Below are 16,711 nucleotides of genomic sequence, written 5' to 3'. Positions count from 1 at the left end.
GCAACGATTAAATGCCCGCTGCACTTACTGTGCAAGACCTGAGATCCCCGCCGCCGAACAGGGTTTTCGCCCAAAACCCCAGCACCTGGGCATGGCGCGCACAGCATCGCCCCATCGACCGTTTCCCTAGAATTTACCTGTGGTTCAACTTTCGGGGTTGCGCCGGGGCGCTCGCGCATATTTCGTCCAGCATCTCGAACAGGCCGCGGGCAACCTCAGCGCCGTGCACCCAGATGCGGTCGTGGAGCCACTCCGGGTGCGTCTTCACCTTCAGGCCCGGGGTCTTGCCCGCCGAGCGCGCGGTGAGCTCGTATGGGATGAACACGTTCTTTTCGTACAGAATCGGCACGACGAAGCTGGAGAAAAAGGCGCTGCAGGCGGATTTAGAGCGCCCGGAGAAGCTGCGGTTGGACCACATTGAGATCTGCGACAAGCTGTGGTTCCGCCGAGTTCACGGCCGTGACATCGACACCCGCGTGCTCAAAGGCCTGCAGCGCGCCACCGGCTTCGACCAGCTTGGCGACAACTTCGACACCAAGGGCATATCCCGTCAACGTGTGATCCGCACCCAGTTCGAGCAGGTCTCCGGCCAAATTGCCGAGAATCGCTCCGAGGCGATGAACCTGATCTTGGGCTCCGTGGCCGCGGCCATCGGTGCCCAGGACTGGGCCGAGGCGTCCGGGTGGAGCGGGCTGTGGGGCAACCTCGCCATTGCCGCCATCATCTTCGTGCTCATGTTCGCCCTGGTGCGGGTCCTGCAAACGGTATTCAACCAGGGCAAGCGGTTCACCTTCGGCGAGGCGGACTAGCGCCTACTCCTCGCCGTCGGTGGACAGCGCAGCCACGAACGCCTCCTGCGGCACGGTGACCGAGCCGATGTTCTTCATGCGCTTCTTACCGGCCTTCTGCTTCTCCAGCAGCTTGCGCTTACGCGAGATGTCGCCGCCGTAGCACTTGGACAGCACATCCTTGCGAAGCGCCCGGATGTTTTCGCGGGCGATGATCTTCGAGCCGATGGCCGCCTGGACGGGCACCTCGAACTGCTGGCGCGGGATGAGCTCCTTGAGCTTTTTGGTCATCTTGTTGCCGTACCACTGTGCGGAGTCCCTGTGCACGATGGCGGAGAACGCGTCCACCGGCTCGCCCTGCAGGAGGATATCCACCTTCACCAGGTCCGCGAGCTGCTCGCCGGCCTCCTCGTAGTTTAAGGAGGCGTAGCCCTTCGTGCGGGATTTGAGCATGTCGAAGAAGTCGAAGATGATCTCGCCGAGCGGCATGATGTAGCGCAGCTCCACGCGGTCCTCGGAGAGGTACTCCATGTTCTTCATCTGCCCGCGCTTGGACTGGCACAGCTCCATCGTGGAACCGACGAATTCCTGCGGCACGATGATGGTCATGTTCACAATCGGCTCGTAGACCTCGGGGATCTTCCCGCTGGGCCAGTCCGACGGGTTGTGCACGATCTGCTCCGTGCCGTCTTCCGCCACCACGCGGTAGGTCACACTCGGCGCGGTGGAGATCAGATCCAGGTCGAACTCGCGCTCCAGGCGGGTGCGGGTGATTTCCATGTGCAGCAGGCCCAAGAAACCGCAGCGGAAGCCGAAGCCGAGTGCGACGGATGTCTCCGGTTCCCAGGTCAGGGAAGCGTCGTTAAGCTGCAGCTTCTCTAAGCTCTCGCGCAGGGCCGGGAAGTCCTCCTGCGAGACCGGGAACAGGCCCGAGTAGACCATGGGTTTGACGTCCTCAAAACCTTCCAAGGGTTGCGAAGCACCCTTGGAAGCCCACGTCACCGTGTCACCGACGCGGGTGTCGCGAACATCTTTCACGCCGGTGATGAGGTAGCCCACCTCGCCGGGGCCCAACCCTTTCGTCTTTTTCATGGTGGGCGAGACCACGCCGATTTCGAGGATCTCCAGCGTCTTGCCCGTATTCATCATGAGCACCTTCTGGTTCGGCTCGAGCTTGCCGTCCATCATGCGCACGTAGGTGACCACGCCGCGGTAGGTGTCGTACACCGAGTCGAAGATCAGGGCGCGGGCGGGCGCGTCGGCGTGGTTTTCTTTCCCGTCCGAGCGCAGCGAGGACGGGGCCGGGATGAGGTCCACGACCTTATCCAGCAGCTCCGGCACGCCCTCGCCTGTCTTGCCGGAGACGCGCAGCACGTCCTCCGGCTCGCAGCCGATGATGTTGGCGATCTCCAGCGCGTACTTCTCCGGGTCCGCCGCCGGCAGGTCGATCTTGTTCAGCACCGGGATGATCTCGAGGTCGTTGTCGATGGCCATGTAGAGGTTGGCCAGGGTTTGCGCCTCGATGCCCTGGGCTGCGTCGACAAGCAAAATTGCGCCCTCGCAGGCGTCCAGGCTGCGGGCGACCTCGTAGGAGAAGTCCACGTGGCCCGGGGTGTCGATCATCTGCAGCACCATCTGCTCGCCGACGTGGTCGCCGGTCTTTGGCACCCACGGCAGGCGCACGTTCTGCGCCTTGATGGTGATGCCGCGCTCGCGCTCGATGTCCATGTTGTCCAGGTACTGGTCGCGCATCTCGCGCTCGTCCACCACGTTGGACAGCTGCAGGATGCGGTCTGCCAGCGTGGACTTGCCGTGGTCGATGTGGGCGATGATGCAGAAGTTGCGGATCCGGGCGGGGTCCGTGAACGTTTCTTCTGCAAAGTTTGTCGGTTTGGCGGCCATAATTGCCACATCCTACTTTGCGCACCCCGCGCTACGGTATGCACCATGGCCTACCACCGTCTCGGACTTGTCGCCCGTTTTCGGCCCGCTGCATGGTGGCGCGCGGTCATCGAGCTTGTGATGCTGGCCGCGTTCGCCGCGCTGTTTGGCGTCGCCTGCGTTGTCGTCCTCGGTGTGGCCGCGCAGCAGCACGGACGGGACTTTTCAGTTCTTCTGGAGGGGAGCGTGGACCCGCTGACCCCGCTTGTGCAGGTGTTAGTCATCGCCTCAATCCTGCCGGCACCGTTTCTCGCCGCGCGGATCGCCGGGCGCAACCCGCGGGCGCTGTGCAGCACCGCGCTGCGCCTGCGCTGGGGTGTGCTCGGCCGCGCACTCGCGGTGGTCGGTGCGCTGTATGCGGCGCAAGTGCTTATCGACGTCCTCCGGGCCCCCACCGACCCCACCGTCACCCCGTTCCGGTTGGAGTTGATCGCGGCGTTTGCGTTGGCCGTGCCGTTACAGGCCGCCGCGGAGGAGTTCGTGTTCCGCGGCGCGCTGCCGCAGATCCTCGGGCAGTGGGGTTCTCCCGCGTGGCTGGCGTACGCGCTGCCGGCCGCGCTGTTTGTGGCAGGCCACGCCTATAACTGGGTCGGGCTGGTAGACATCGCAGTGTTCGCGGTGTGCACCGCTGTGCTGACATGGCGCACCGGCGGGTTGGAGGCCGGCATCGCGCTGCACGCCATCGGCAACACCGTGTTTTTCTCCTACGGGGCACTCGGTTTGGTTGATCCGAACGCGACCGAGATCGGTGCAGTGCAGATGCTCGGCGCGACCTTCATGACCGTCGCCTGCACCACGCTCCTGCTGTGGGCGCTCCGCGGCACCGGTCCGGGCAGCCGAGAAATTTCAAGTGGCGGGCAGAAACCCCTTGTCCCAGCTGACGCAACGGCTTAAGGTTGCGGATAACTGTTACCCGGAGGTGCACACGTGGCGTTCGAGCGATTCAAGCGCAAAGGTGCGCGGCCACGCACGGCCTCGCTCGATCAGGGGCTGGCGCAGCTGCACGAACGGGTGAACAACCAGATCGAACACCGACGCAACCGGGCCTCCCGCGTGTACGTGCGTCCCACCGACTCCGTGCCGCGCAACGTGTACTACGCGGCAGACATGGACAGCGGCGCCGAGGCCGGCGAGGTTGTGTGGGTCACGGTGCCCTCCCGCCCACCTAAGGAGCGCTCCATGCTGGTGGTGGGCCGAGACCACACCGATGTCTTGGGCCTGCTGATCTCCCCCGAGCAGGAACATGCGCACGACGACCGCTGGTTTGAGATCGGCCCCGGCGACTGGGAAGCCTCCGGCAGCCCGTGCTGGGTGCGCCTGGACAAGACGCTCGTGGTGCCGGAGGCGGACGTGCACCGTCGCGGCACGACGGTGCCGCAGCGCCGCTTCGAGCGGGTTGCAAACACCCTCCGCGAACGCTTCCAATGGTCGTAGGCGGTTTGGTGGGGTAAGTCGGGCCTGGTATTCTGCCTGAGTTGCCCGTCACCGGCCACCTTTGCGGGTGCGTTCTGCTACGCGGACAGGACCTTGGGTTCGCGTTCATACCCAAAAGCAGTGCGCGTGATGCCCGGGCCGGGGCGACGACATCCAAGTTCGATTGAGAAACCAAGAGGTATTTCACTAATGGCTAACATCAAGCAGCAGAAGAAGCGCGTCCTCACCAACGAGAAGCGTCGCATGCGCAACAAGTCCGTCCGCTCCGCCACCCGCACCGAGATCCGCAAGTTCCGCGAGGCTGTGGAGTCCGGCGACAAGGCTGCCGCCGAGGCACAGCTGCGCGTGGCATCCCGCAAGCTGGACAAGGCCGTGACCAAGGGCGTGTTCCACCGCAACTCCGCGGCGAACAAGAAGTCCAACATGGCTCGCGCCCTGAACAAGATGGACTAGGTCCGGGTACCGTACGTCCCGTTTGCTCATCAGCAAGCGGGGCGTTTCGCGTGTAATGCCCCTACCCACAGAATCGATGTATCCGCTGTGAAACTCTCCCGCCGCGCGATTGCAGTCGCGCTTGCCGCCGCCCTTCCGCTATCTAGCCTTTCTGCCCCACCCGCACAGGCGCAGACGTTGAGCTCCTCCCCCGAGTTCGAGGCGCTGCTCAAGCGCTACGCCCCGGGTGTGGATCCGGCCCTTGTGCAGGCGCTCGGCGTGCTCGCGGCACTCGCCGCCAGTTTGGCAATTGCGATTCCGATTGTGAGGTCGGGCGAAGCGGTGTCGATAGCCAGGGAGCACACCCACAGCCTCCAGGTGGGCGGGCGCAGCCGCACCTACGACGTGGTGCTGCCGCACGGGTTCAGCCCGGAACGGTCCTACCCCGTGGTTCTCGGCTTCGGCGGCTGGCAGCACACCTCGCGCCAGACGCGCGACTACGAGAACTTGGAGAGCCAGTTCCCCGGCGCGATCGTCGTCTACGGCCAGGGCGTAAACAACGCGTGGGGCGGCGCGCCGTACGCCGCCACCAGCGTCAACGACGACGTCTCCTACACGCGCGCTGTGCTTGACGACGTCGCTTCGCGCTACCACGCCGACACCACCCGCACCGTCGCCGTGGGCCTGTCCAACGGCGGCGGGATGGCCGCCGCGCTGGCCTGCCACGCGCCGGAGATGGTGGACGCTGTGGCCACGGTGGCGGGCGCGTTCTACTCCCCCACCGTCACCGGCTGCGCGGGCGGTCAGGTGCCGACGCTGATCATGCACGGCACCAACGACGCCGTGGTGAGCTACAACGGGGGCGTCCGCCACGGCGCACCGTACGAATCCGTCGACGCCGTCGCGCGCACCTTCGCACGCAAAAACGGCTGCTCGCTGGTCGCCGCCGAGTCCCGCTCGGGCAGCGTGACCGCGTTCGACTTCGAGCGTTGCTCCGCGCCCACGCGGATCGAGCGGGTGGAAGGCGGCGGCCACACCTGGTTCACCGACCCCGACGCCACACGGGCGACGGCGCAGTTTTTGCGGCGCTTCCTTTAAACCACGCCGATAAACCCGCGCCCAACGAGCGCGGCCCCGACGATGATGAAGAATGCGCCGGCAGCAATGTCGATGTAGGGGCCGGCGAATAAGAATGTCCGGCGCAGTCTCTCGGCGGACGTGACCTGCGCGATCAGCCCGAACAACGCAAACGAACTGAGCCACAGCGCCGCGAGCACAACCAGCGCGGTGGCCAACGACGGGCTGGCCGGCAACATCGGGGCGATCATGGCGGCTAATGCCACCACGATCTTCGGGTTGGACAGATTGGTCAGCAGCCCGCGGAGGTAGGAGGACCGCACAGACCCGAGGCGCTGCACCGCCTCGTCGAGGTCTGCCGGCGGTTCGTCCCGGTCGCGCAGCCCGCCTCGCAGATTGACCGCCCCCATCCAGACCAGGACCGCGCCGCCGACGACCTGCACCGCACTGACGGTCTGGGGCACCGCGTTGAGGAGCGCCGCCGCGCCGAAGACGGTCAGCGCAAACCACAGCGCCGCGCCGGTGTGGATGCCCAGGTTCGCGGCCCACGCGTGCCGGCGCGACCGCGTGGCGGTGCGCATCAGCAGCACGAGATCCGGCCCCGGTGCCGCGGCACCGACCAGGTTGAGCCCGACGATGGCCGCGAGATCCCCCAGCGCGATCATGCCAGTTCAGCGATTCGGCGCACCGCGTTTTCGAGCGCGAATTCCGGGTCGCCGCCCTGCCCCTTGACCTCCGCGTCCAGGTCGGAGACGATGATCACGGCTTGGGAAACCGCGTCGCCGCTCCACTGGCGTGCGACCTGCATCGTTTTCTTCGCCACGTACGGGTGCATGCCTACGGTGCGGGCGATCTGGTCCGGGTTGGCGCGTACACCGTGCAGTTTGGCAATGTCGCCGACCTTGCGGGCCAAAGCGGCGGAGATACTGACTGGGCTGGTGCCCAGCTGCAGCGCCCGGCGAGTGGACGCCAGCGCGCGGTCGGTGCGTCCGGCCACCGCCTGGTCCGCGATGTCGAAGCCGGCCACCTCGGCCACACCCACGTAGTACGCGCGTACGGACTCGACGGTGAGTTCTCCCTCAGTGTCGCTGACCAGCTGGCTTACGGCGGAGGCGAGCTCGCGCAGGTCGGAGCCGACGGATTCCAGCACCGCCGCCGCCACGTCTGGGGTGGGGCGTACACCATGGCGACGGAATTCCTCCATGAGCCAAGTGCGGCGCTCGTTGTCCTTCAGCGGGTCGGCCTTGTGCACCTCGGCGGCTTTAGCAAATTTTTTCACCATGGCCTTTTGCCGCCCGCCTCCGGTGTGCTCAATGACCAGCGTGATCCCCGGGGCCGGGTCCACGCACGCTGTGAGCAAAATCTCGGTGGGTTCTTTGCCCGCCAGTTCAGCGTGCTTGACCACTACCACCCGGTCCTCCGCAAACAGCGAGGGGCTGGTTGCCATGGCTATCTCGCCCTCGGAGACGTCGCCGGCGCGCAGCGTGGTGACCTCCACGCCCTCGCCGGCCGCTGCGACGATGGCTTTGGTCGCGCGCTCCGCCAGGAAGTCGTCCTCGCCGAGAACGAGGTGCACGGGGTTGAGCATGCGCGCCATCTTACGGCCCACGCACCTCCAGCACCGCGTTGCGCTGTAAGCCCGGGGGATTATCCGCGGCCAGATTTGGGGAAACCTGGCAAATTCATCGCCAGACGTTCATATTTGTATTGGAACCCGCACAGCCCGCAACGCTGCGCGGTACCACCTGGTTGGTTTCAAACTGACAATGCTTACCGGAAGGATCTTTCATGAGCACGCCTTTAACCACCCGCCGCCGCGGCACCTCGATTGCGGCCGCCGCACTGGCCCTCGCCACCGTTTCCCCACTCACGCACGCGGTTGTCGCCCCCGACACCGCCCCCGCCGCCGAAGCTGTGACCAATAGCAGCCCGGCCGACTCGAAGTGGTCTGCCCCGGCCGGAACCATCGACGCAGACGCCATCAAAAACGGCTACGTCAACAGCGCCATCGACCTGACCAACGCCGCGCACCTGCTGTCCGGCCGCGTTGGCGTGATGGAATCAACCGCTCCGTCGAGCATCTCCGACTCGATGGGGCTCAACGGTGTCACCGTGTTGATGCAGTTCCGCGACTCCGACGGCACGCTTTCCCCCGTCTACGCAGCCCAGTCCCAGCCCCTTGCGAGGCAGGCCGCCGGCGCCTACGCCTTCGACCTGCGCATGCGCGACGCAAACGGCAACCTGGTCAAGGATAAAAAGGGCAACTACGTCTCCTTCTACGATGCCAACGGTAAACCGCACCTATTCGACGCCTCCGGCGTGGGCAACGGCCAGCAGGCGTACCGCCTGTGGGTGGCGGAAAAAGACCTGGTCAACCCGGAAACGGGCAACCAGTACGTCTACACCCGCCAATCCGGCGGCATCGTGCCCAACTCCTGGGTCGGCGTGGCGCCGGGCTCGGGCCAGTACCCCGCGGACGCGTCCGGCATGTTCCAGCTTGTCGGCACCAACATCCAGCGCACCGGCATCTTCCTCACGGAGGTCGTGGATCCGGCAAACAGCTACATGTCCGCGCCCAACGTCAAGGTTGACCCGCTGGGGCCGCTGAACAATCCGGCGACCACCCTGCAGGTGACCGACACCATCTCCGGCTTTGTGTGGATGGACACGCTCAAAGGCGACCGCACGGTCGGCCCGCCAACCCGCAACATGGACGACGGCGACACCAACCTCGAGGGCTACAACGTCTTCGCTTCGGTGCTGACCCCCGACGCCCAAAAGCGCGTCGAGGCCATTGAAAAAGATTCCAAGATCACGCTGGCGCAGCGGGCGGGCGCTATCAAGGCCATGCTCGAGGAAATGCGGGCTGCCGGCAAGGAACCGATCGCGGTGACCGTTACCGGAAAGACCGACAAAAACGGCCAGTACACCCTGCGCACCGGCTACAAGGAGCTCTCCGGCAACTCGCGCATGTACATGTGGGTCACCGACCAGAACGGCCAGCAGGTCAACGCGTACTCACCATTTCCCACCCCGGTGTTCCAGGAGTACAACGACAACGCCGGCGAGTCTCCCCACCCCGCCGCGACCTTCGTGCCGGGCATGAACCCCTTCGCGGACAACTTCTACAACTTCGGCTTCGCGGTCGTGCCCTACGGGCCGGTGAAGTTGGACATTCCCAACTACGACCAGCTGCTGAACCCGTCGCCGCTGGACGGCACGGCGCAGCTCAACGTCACTGGCACGCTGCCGCCGGTGCCGGGCAACCGAATCGTCTGGCGCAACGAAACCACCGGCAAGGTGGTCAAGGAGTGCCCGGTTTCCTCGCTCGCGGAGGCGAACGCCTGCACCTTCCCGGTCGCGTCCGACCCCACCGCCGCAGCCGGCACGGTCTACTCCGCAACACTTTACGGCGGCACCGGGGACCTCCTCGCCTCCGACTCCTTCCAGGTGGCCAATGGCCAAAACGCGGTGAGCCAGCCGGCCTACCCTGACAAGGAAACCTTCCCAGGCAAGGCCGTCACACTGAACCAGACGGACACGTCCGTTCCGGCGGGCACGGAGTTCACCTTCGGCACGCCTGTCGACGCCTCCGGTTCCCCCGTTTCCGACTGGACCACGCAAGCAGCTTCGGATGCGGGCACCGGCGGGTTCACCGCCGCCCCGCCCGCCGGCACCGCGCCCGGCGAGTACACGATCCCCGTGCAGGTGGTTTACCCGGACCGCTCGCAGGAGACGGTCTTTGCCAAAGTCACCGTCACGCCGCCCCAGCAGGCGGAGGAGTTCACCCCGCAGGGCCAAACCACCGAGGCCGCCGTGGGCACCTCTGTGCCGGAGGCGCGCTCGGCCATCGCCAACGTGGTGGACCTGCCGGCGGACGCGACCTACAGCTGGGAAACGCCGCCGTCCACCGACAAGGAGGGCGACTTCCCCGCGGTGGTGCTGGTGACCTACCCCGACGGCTCGGTGGACCGGGTGCCAGTGACGGTGCGCATCACCCCGGCACCGGCGAAGCCGCTGAACCAGACCAACGAGCCCGCCGGGCGAGATCAGACGGTCAACCTGGGTGATACGCCGATCGCGCGCGCCTCCATCGCCAACGCCGACGACATGCCTGCTGGCACCCATTTCACCTACGAAACTCCGGTGGACACCTCCACGTCCGGCGCGAAGCAAGCCGTTGTTCTGGTCACCTACCCCGACGACTCCGTGGACCGGGTAGAGGTGAAGGTGCACGTGCGCACGCAGGCGGAGCAGTTCGACCCGTCCGGGCAGCCGCAGACGGTGGACAATGGTGCTGAGGTGGACCCGAAGGCGTCGATAAGCAACGCAAGCGAACTGCCGGAGGGCACCACCTTCGAGTTCGAGAACGCCCCGAATACCTCCACGCCGGGGACGAAGGACGCCGTTGTCGTTGTCACCTACCCTGACGGCACTCAGGATCGCGTCCAGGTGCAGGTCACGGTGACCCCGCAAAACGAGCAGTACGCGCCGCAACCGGCGGTGCAGGTGGTGGATCAGGGCACGACGCTCAACCCGGAGCTGTCCTTGGTTCCGAACCAGCAGCTTCCCGAAGGCACCCGCTTCGAGTGGGCCGCCACCCCGGACACCTCCTCGCCGGGGATGAAGGACGGCGTGGTGCGCGTGACGTACCCGGACGGCACCACCGAGGACATCAAGGTGCAGATGGAAGTGCGCACCCAGGCCGAGCAGTACGCGCCGGTGGCGAAAACGCAGACCGTCGACAACGGTGCCACGCCGAAGGCACAAGACTCCATCGCCGACACCGCATCGCTGCCGAAGGGCACCACGTTCGAATGGGAGGAAGCGCCCGACACCTCCTCGCCGGGGTCAAAGGACGCCGTCGTCGTGGTCACCTACCCCGACGGCTCCACCGAAAAGATCCCGGTGAGCGTGGTTGTGCGCACGCAGGCCGACGCGCTCACCCCCGAGAGCCAGGACCGCACCGTGGACAACGGCAGCACGTTGGACCCGAAGGACTCCATCACCAACGCCGGCGACCTGCCGGAGGGCACCAAGTTCGCCTTTGAGACGCAGCCTTCGACCGACAAACCAGGCACGTACACCACCAACGTCATCATCACCTACCCCGACGGCAGCGTGGACACAGTGCCGGTGAAGGTCACAGTGAGCCCGCTTTCGGACACCACTGACCCGCAGGGCGCCGACGCCACCGTCGACAACGGCAGCCACGTCACAGCAGAAGACCTGCTGGCCAACGAGGACACGCTGCCGGAAGGCACCACGCTCGCGCTGGAGAACCCGGTGGACACCTCGAAGCCGGGCAAGCAAGAGGTCACCGTTGTTGTCACCTACCCGGACGGCTCCACCGAGAAGGTCACCACAACCGTCACGGTGCGCGAGCAGGCGGACACCAACTCCCCCGCTGGCCAGGATATCGACGTGGTCGAAGGCGCCGCGGCGTACCCCGAGTCGGCGATCACCAACATCGGCGCCCTGCCCGCCGGCACCACCTTCACCTGGGCCACCGAGCCGGACACCAGCGCAACCGGCACCCAGGACGCGGTCGTGCGCGTGACCTACCCGGACGGCTCCACCAAGGACGTGCCGGTCAAGGTCAACGTCACGCCGAAGCCCGCCCAGCCGATGAACACGACCAACAACGCCACCGGCCAGGACATCACCGTCAAGGCCACCAGCGCGCTGGACGCCCGCAACGCCGTGGCGGACGCGGACTCGCTGCCGGCTGGCACGCACTTCGAGTTTGTCAACCCGCCGTCGACGGACAAGCCCGGCACGTTCGACAACGTCGAGGTGCGCGTGGTGTACCCGGACGACACGGTCGACACCATCACCGTGACGGTCACCGTCACCCAGCTTGCGGACGACTACACTCCCGCCGCCGCGGAACAGACCGTGGACAACGGCGCCACCCCGGACGCCGCCGCATCCATCGGCAACCTTTCGGACCTGCCGGCCGGCACGAAGGTGGAATGGGACAGCGCGCCTGACACCTCCTCCCCCGACGACAAGACCGGCACCGTGAAGGTAACCTACCCCGACGGCTCCACCGACACCGTCGAGGTCACCGTCACCGTGCGGCCGCAAGCCGACACCCTCACCCCGGCGCCGAAGGTGCAGACCGTCGGCTACGGCACGACCGGCTTGCGCCCGGAAGACTCCATCGCCAACGTCGACGAGCTGCCCGGCGCCACCTACGCCTTCAAGAACGAGCCGGACACCACCAATCCCGGCGTGCAGGAAGTCACCGTCACCGTGACCTACCCGGACGGCTCCTCCGAGGTGGTCACAACCCAGATCGTTGTGAGCCCGCTTGCGGACGCGCTCGAGCCGGCTGGCCAGCCGCAGACGGTGAATAGGGATGCTGCGGTGGACCCGAAGGCGTCGATAAGCAATGCAAATGACCTGCCCGAGGGCACCACCTTCACCTTCGAATCCCCCGTGGACACCGCGACCTCCGGTGCCAAGGACGCGGTGGTGCTGGTGACTTACCCGGACGGCTCCGTCGACCGTGTCAGCGTGCAGGTCAACGTACGCACCGACGAGCAGTACTACGCGCCCGCCGGCAGGACGCAGACCGTCAACATCGGCGACGACCCCGCGCCCGCCGCCTCCATTGTGCACCCGGAATCGCTGCCGGTGGGCACCAAGCTGACGTGGGAGAGCGCACCGGATACCTCGAGCGGCGGCGCGAAGGACGCCGTGGTGCGCGTGGAGTACCCCGACGGGACCAGCGAAACCGTGAGCGTGACCGTTAGCGTCCGCTCCAACAAGCAGCAGTACACCCCGCACGCGGGTCTGCAAACGGTGGACAAGGGCGCGCAGCCGCAGGCCGCCGACTCCGTGGATAACGCCGGCGAGCTGCCGGACGGCACCGAGCTCACCTGGGCGTCCACGCCCGACACCTCCTCGCCCGGGCAGAAGACCGGCGAGGTGCTGGTGACCTACCCCGACGGCACCTCGGAGACCCTCCTGGTTGTGGTGCAGGTGCGTAACGACGCTGAGATGCACGATCCCACCACCGCCGACCAGGTGGTGAACCAGGGCCAGGCCGTCGACCCGCGCGCGTCGGTGTCCGGCGACCTGCCGGACGGCACGAACCTCACCTGGGAGCAGCCGGTGGACACCTCGACATCCGGCGTGAAGGACGCCGTTGTCGTGGTGACCTACCCGGACGGCTCCGTCGACCGTGTGCCGACGAAAGTCATCGTGCGCACCCACACCGACCAGCACGACGCTGCCGGCCAGGACATCACCGCTGTCGAGGGCATCGACGCGCCGCCGGCGCGCACCGCCATCGCCAACGTGGCGGAGCTGCCGACCGATGCCGTCTACACGTGGTCGGTCGCGCCGGATACCTCCGCAACCGGCGATGTCCCCGCCGTGGTGCTGGTGACCTACCCGGACGGCACGGTGGACCGCGTCCCGGTCACCGTCCACGTCGTAGCGGCACCGAAGACCCCGATGAACGAGCAGCACACCCCGAGCGCTGGTGAGCAGACCGTCAACGTCGGCGACAGCGTCGTGCCGCGCGCTTCCGTGGGCAACGTGGGCGACCTGCCTGCCGGCACCTACTTCGAGTTCACCCAGCCGGTGGACACCTCCACCCCGGGCAATAAGGACGCCGAGGTGCTGGTGACCTACCCGGACGGCACGACCGACACTGTGAAGGTCACCGTTGCCGTGCGCTCCCAGGCCGACCAGTTCTCCCCGGAGGGCCAGCCGCAAAGCGCCAACCACGGGCAAGTGCCAGCGGCCACCAACTCGATTGCCAACCCCTCCGAGCTGCCGGCCGGCACCACGGTGACCTGGAAGACCGAGCCGGACGTTACCGCCCCGGGCGACAAGGACGCCGAGGTGCTTGTGACCTACCCCGACGGTTCCACTGAGACCGTGAAGGTGAAAGTCAGCGTCCGCGAGCAGTCCCAGCAGTTCAACCCGGCCGGTAAGGACCAGTCCGTGAAGGAGGGCGATGCCCCTGAGGCGTCCGCGTCTATTGCCAACCCGGAGCTGCTTCCCGAGGGCACCACGATTACTTGGGAGGACGCGCCGGACACCTCTACTCCGGGCGCAAAGCAGGCCACAGTGGTGGTGACCTACCCTGACGGCACCACGGACAAGGTCAACGTCCAAGTTGCCGTCGGTTCCATGGCCGACCAGCACGACCTGGTTGGAAAGGACCAGAGCGTCACCAGCGGCGATGTGCCGCAGGCCGGAAACTCCGTGGCGAATGTGGCCGACCTTCCCGCGGGGACCACATTCGGCTGGAAAACCGCCCCGGACACCTCTACCCCGGGCGCAAAGCAGGCCACAGTGGTGGTGACCTACCCGGACGGCTCCACGGACACCGTGGACGTCACCGTTGACGTGGCGAGCCAGGCTGACACGCACGACCCGCAGAGCCAGGGTATCCAGGCCGTGGTGGACATTCCTGCGCCGAACGCCGCGGCCGCTATCGCCAACGCGTCCGACCTGCCGGCCGGCACCACCATCACCTGGGACAGCGAGCCCGACACCTCCACACCTGGCACCACTGCCGCGACTGTGGTGGTGACCTACCCGGACAAGACCGAGGACCGGGTGCCGGTGGAGGTCACCGTCATCGAGGCCCCCGCGACCCCGATGAACGAGTCCCACCAGCCAGACACCCGCCCGGTGTTTACGAAGCAGCTTGTCGACGCCCCTTCGGCCGCCACCGCCGTCGTCAACGCCGGCACCTTCCCGCCGGGCACCCACATCGAGTGGACCACCGAGCCGGACACCTCCGTGCCCGGCGAGCAGACAGCGTCGATCACCGTGACCTACCCGGACGGCACCAAGGACGTCGTGGAGACCACCCTGACCGTGGGTGAATCGCTGTCCACCACGCACACCCCGTTCTGGAACCAGACCCACGCCCAGCCAGGTGCCAAGGTGACCCTGCCGCAGATCGGCGACCGCTCCTTGCCGGCCGGCACCACGTTCACCGTGGACAACCCGGCGTTTGTCATCGCCGACAACGGCACTGTGTACTTCACCATGCCGGCGGACGCGAAGCCCGGCGATGTGTTCACGACCACCGTGACCATCCGCTACCCGGACGGCTCCTACGAGACGGAGGAGATCCGCGTCACGGCGGGGATGGCCTACAACCCGAGCTACGGCGATCCCGTCGCCGCGGCGCTCGGCGGCTCCGGCACCGCGCTGCTGACCTTCGATGTCGCTCCGGGTGTCTCCGAGGCGCACATCACCGCAACGCACGACCACAACGGGCTGTGGCAGATCTCCAACCCGGACGCCCGCGGCAACATCACCGCAGTGGGTCCGACGCTGGAGGCGCTGGCGAAGCTGTACACCGGCAAGGAGTCGGTCGCGGAGCTCGCATCGCTTTTCGATGCCTCCGCCGACGTCACCGTCACCTACCGCCCAGGCGTGCCCGCCGACGAGGACGTCACCGCCCGGTTTACCCTCGTCGCGGTTGACGGCACGCCGATGGCGCAGGTCTCGGATTGGGACGGCGACGGCACGTCGAACGAGGAGGAGCTGGCGAAGGGCACCAACCCCTTCGACCCGGCGTCGGTGCCTGCGAGCGCCGCGCCGACGATCAACCCGATCACGGCAGGCGACCAGACGGTCAGCGGCACGGCCGCGCCTGATTCTGAGGTAGTGGTCACCTTCCCCGACAAGTCCACCGCGACCACGACGGCTGCCAAGGACGGCACGTGGACGGTCGACGCTCCTGAGCTGAAGGGCGGCGACGTTGTCGAGGCCGTCTCCGACGGCGGGGACCCGGTGACCACAACGGTGCAAGACGGAGCAGCCGAGCCGGAGGCGCCGAATCACGGCTACCCCACCGATGCCACCGTCACCCCGGGCGGCACCACCACCATCCCGGCACCGACGCTTCCCGAAGACGCCACCGTCGCCCCGAAGCCGAGCGTGCCCGACTGGGTCGAAGTCAAACCCGACGGCGAGATCGTGCTCACCCCGCCGGAAGACGTCACCCCGGGCACCTACCCGGTCGAAGTCGAGATCACCCAGCCGGACAAGGACCCGGAAACCGCCACCATCGAGGTGACAGTGACCGAGCCGGAGGCGCCGAATCACGGCTACCCCACCGATGCCACCGTCACCCCGGGCGGCACCACCACCATCCCGGCACCGACGCTTCCCGAAGACGCCACCGTCGCCCCGAAGCCGAGCGTGCCCGACTGGGTCGAAGTCAAACCCGACGGCGAGATCGTGCTCACCCCGCCGAACGACGTCACCCCGGGCACCTACCCGGTCGAGGTCGAGATCACCCAGCCGGACAAGGACCCGGAAACTGCCTCCATCGTGGTGACGGTGACCGAGCCGGAGGCGCCGAATCACGGCTACCCCACCGATGCCACCGTCACCCCGGGCGGCACCACCACTATCCCGGCGCCGACGCTTCCCGAAGACACCACTGTCGCCCCGAAGCCGAGCGTGCCCGACTGGGTCGAAGTCAAACCCGACGGCGAGATCGTGCTTACCCCGCCGGAAGACGTCACCCCGGGCACCTACCCGGTCGAGGTCGAGATCACCCAGCCGGACAAAGACCCGGAAACTGCCTCCATCGAGGTGACAGTGACCGAGCCGGAGGCGCCGGCGCCGTCTGTGTCCTCTTTTGGGTCCTCTTCGCTGACTGATGAAGAGCGCCAGCGCTGCATCGCCACCGGTGTCGGCTTCGGCGTGCCGCTGCTGGCGCTGATCCCGCTGGCGGTTGCCGCGCAGGTGCACCTGCCCTGGGTTGACCAGGTCTCGCAGCAGTTCAACGCAGCTGCGCGCGACTTCAACACTCAGTTGCAGCAGCAGGCCGGCGTGTTCAACCCCGAGTTGGCGCACCAGGTGGACAGCATCAACCGGCAGCTGGAGGCGTTCGGCCGCGACTACGGCACCGCCATCGGCGCTGTCGGCGCGGTTGCCGCTGTCGTGCTCATATCCGCCACGTTGTGGGAAAACTGCACCCCCGGCTCCCAGCTGAGCACTGACTCGAGCAGTAAGTAGCGCTCGCTGAGCCCAAGTAGGCACCTGAC

Annotated in this window: 10 protein-coding genes; 6 read left to right on the top strand and 4 right to left on the bottom strand. The window is 66.8% G+C overall.

Translation table 11 applies throughout. The features are described from left to right. Window positions 1–133: 133 nt before the first annotated feature. A complete protein-coding gene (locus tag HMA55_RS08890) occupies window positions 134–325 on the bottom strand; it encodes a hypothetical protein (protein ID WP_181192684.1) in 192 nt (63 codons plus the stop codon). Between HMA55_RS08890 and HMA55_RS08885 the strand changes: the two genes are divergently transcribed. Next, on the top strand, window positions 318–809 hold the full coding sequence (locus tag HMA55_RS08885) for a hypothetical protein (protein WP_181192683.1): 492 nt from the start codon (window positions 318–320) through the stop codon (window positions 807–809). The two genes, HMA55_RS08890 and HMA55_RS08885, sit on opposite strands and share 8 nt — an antisense overlap. 3 nt (window positions 810–812) lie before the next feature. Here HMA55_RS08885 and lepA read toward each other — a convergent pair whose 3' ends face one another. Further along, complete coding sequence (gene lepA / locus HMA55_RS08880; RefSeq protein WP_181192682.1) at window positions 813–2,690, bottom strand: translation elongation factor 4; 1,878 nt, start codon at window positions 2,688–2,690, stop codon at window positions 813–815. A gap of 45 nt (window positions 2,691–2,735) precedes the next feature. Between lepA and HMA55_RS08875 the strand changes: the two genes are divergently transcribed. The 4 genes from HMA55_RS08875 to HMA55_RS08860 all read left to right on the top strand — a co-directional run bounded on the left by HMA55_RS08875 (window position 2,736) and on the right by HMA55_RS08860 (window position 5,693). Further along, window positions 2,736–3,623 carry a CPBP family intramembrane glutamic endopeptidase gene (locus tag HMA55_RS08875; protein WP_181192681.1) on the top strand — a complete coding sequence of 296 codons (888 nt, stop codon included), beginning with the start codon at window positions 2,736–2,738 and terminating at the stop codon, window positions 3,621–3,623. 33 nt (window positions 3,624–3,656) lie between these two features. Continuing rightward, window positions 3,657–4,163, top strand: coding sequence for a type II toxin-antitoxin system PemK/MazF family toxin (locus HMA55_RS08870; RefSeq protein WP_257802530.1), 507 nt, complete (start codon window positions 3,657–3,659; stop codon window positions 4,161–4,163). Between the two features lie 189 nt (window positions 4,164–4,352). Next, the gene (rpsT, locus tag HMA55_RS08865) at window positions 4,353–4,616 is read left to right on the top strand and encodes a 30S ribosomal protein S20 (protein WP_038612735.1); all 264 of its coding nucleotides are present in this window, start codon (window positions 4,353–4,355) and stop codon (window positions 4,614–4,616) included. A gap of 87 nt (window positions 4,617–4,703) precedes the next feature. Further along, on the top strand, window positions 4,704–5,693 hold the full coding sequence (locus HMA55_RS08860; protein ID WP_181192680.1) for an alpha/beta hydrolase family esterase: 990 nt from the start codon (window positions 4,704–4,706) through the stop codon (window positions 5,691–5,693). On the opposite strand, the gene HMA55_RS08855 is transcribed toward HMA55_RS08860, so the two are convergent. Together HMA55_RS08855 and holA are read right to left on the bottom strand one after the other, a co-directional pair. After that, entirely contained in the window at window positions 5,690–6,337 is a 648-nt protein-coding gene (locus tag HMA55_RS08855) for a LysE family translocator (RefSeq protein ID WP_181192679.1), read from the bottom strand. The two genes, HMA55_RS08860 and HMA55_RS08855, sit on opposite strands and share 4 nt — an antisense overlap. Continuing rightward, complete coding sequence (gene holA / locus HMA55_RS08850) at window positions 6,334–7,269, bottom strand: DNA polymerase III subunit delta (RefSeq protein ID WP_181192750.1); 936 nt, start codon at window positions 7,267–7,269, stop codon at window positions 6,334–6,336. The genes HMA55_RS08855 and holA overlap by 4 nt, the downstream gene beginning before the upstream one ends. Window positions 7,270–7,460: 191 nt before the next feature. On the opposite strand from holA, the gene HMA55_RS08845 reads away from it, so the two are divergent. Beyond that, window positions 7,461–16,682: a Rib/alpha-like domain-containing protein gene (locus HMA55_RS08845; protein WP_181192678.1), complete on the top strand. Its 9,222-nt coding sequence runs from the start codon at window positions 7,461–7,463 to the stop codon at window positions 16,680–16,682. The last annotated feature ends 29 nt before the right edge of the window (window positions 16,683–16,711 follow it).

Source organism: Corynebacterium wankanglinii, assembly GCF_013601005.1.
GTDB lineage: Bacteria > Actinomycetota > Actinomycetes > Mycobacteriales > Mycobacteriaceae > Corynebacterium > Corynebacterium wankanglinii.
The sequence above is the reverse complement of the archived record's forward strand: the minus strand, read 5'-3'. Positions and strand labels throughout refer to the sequence as shown.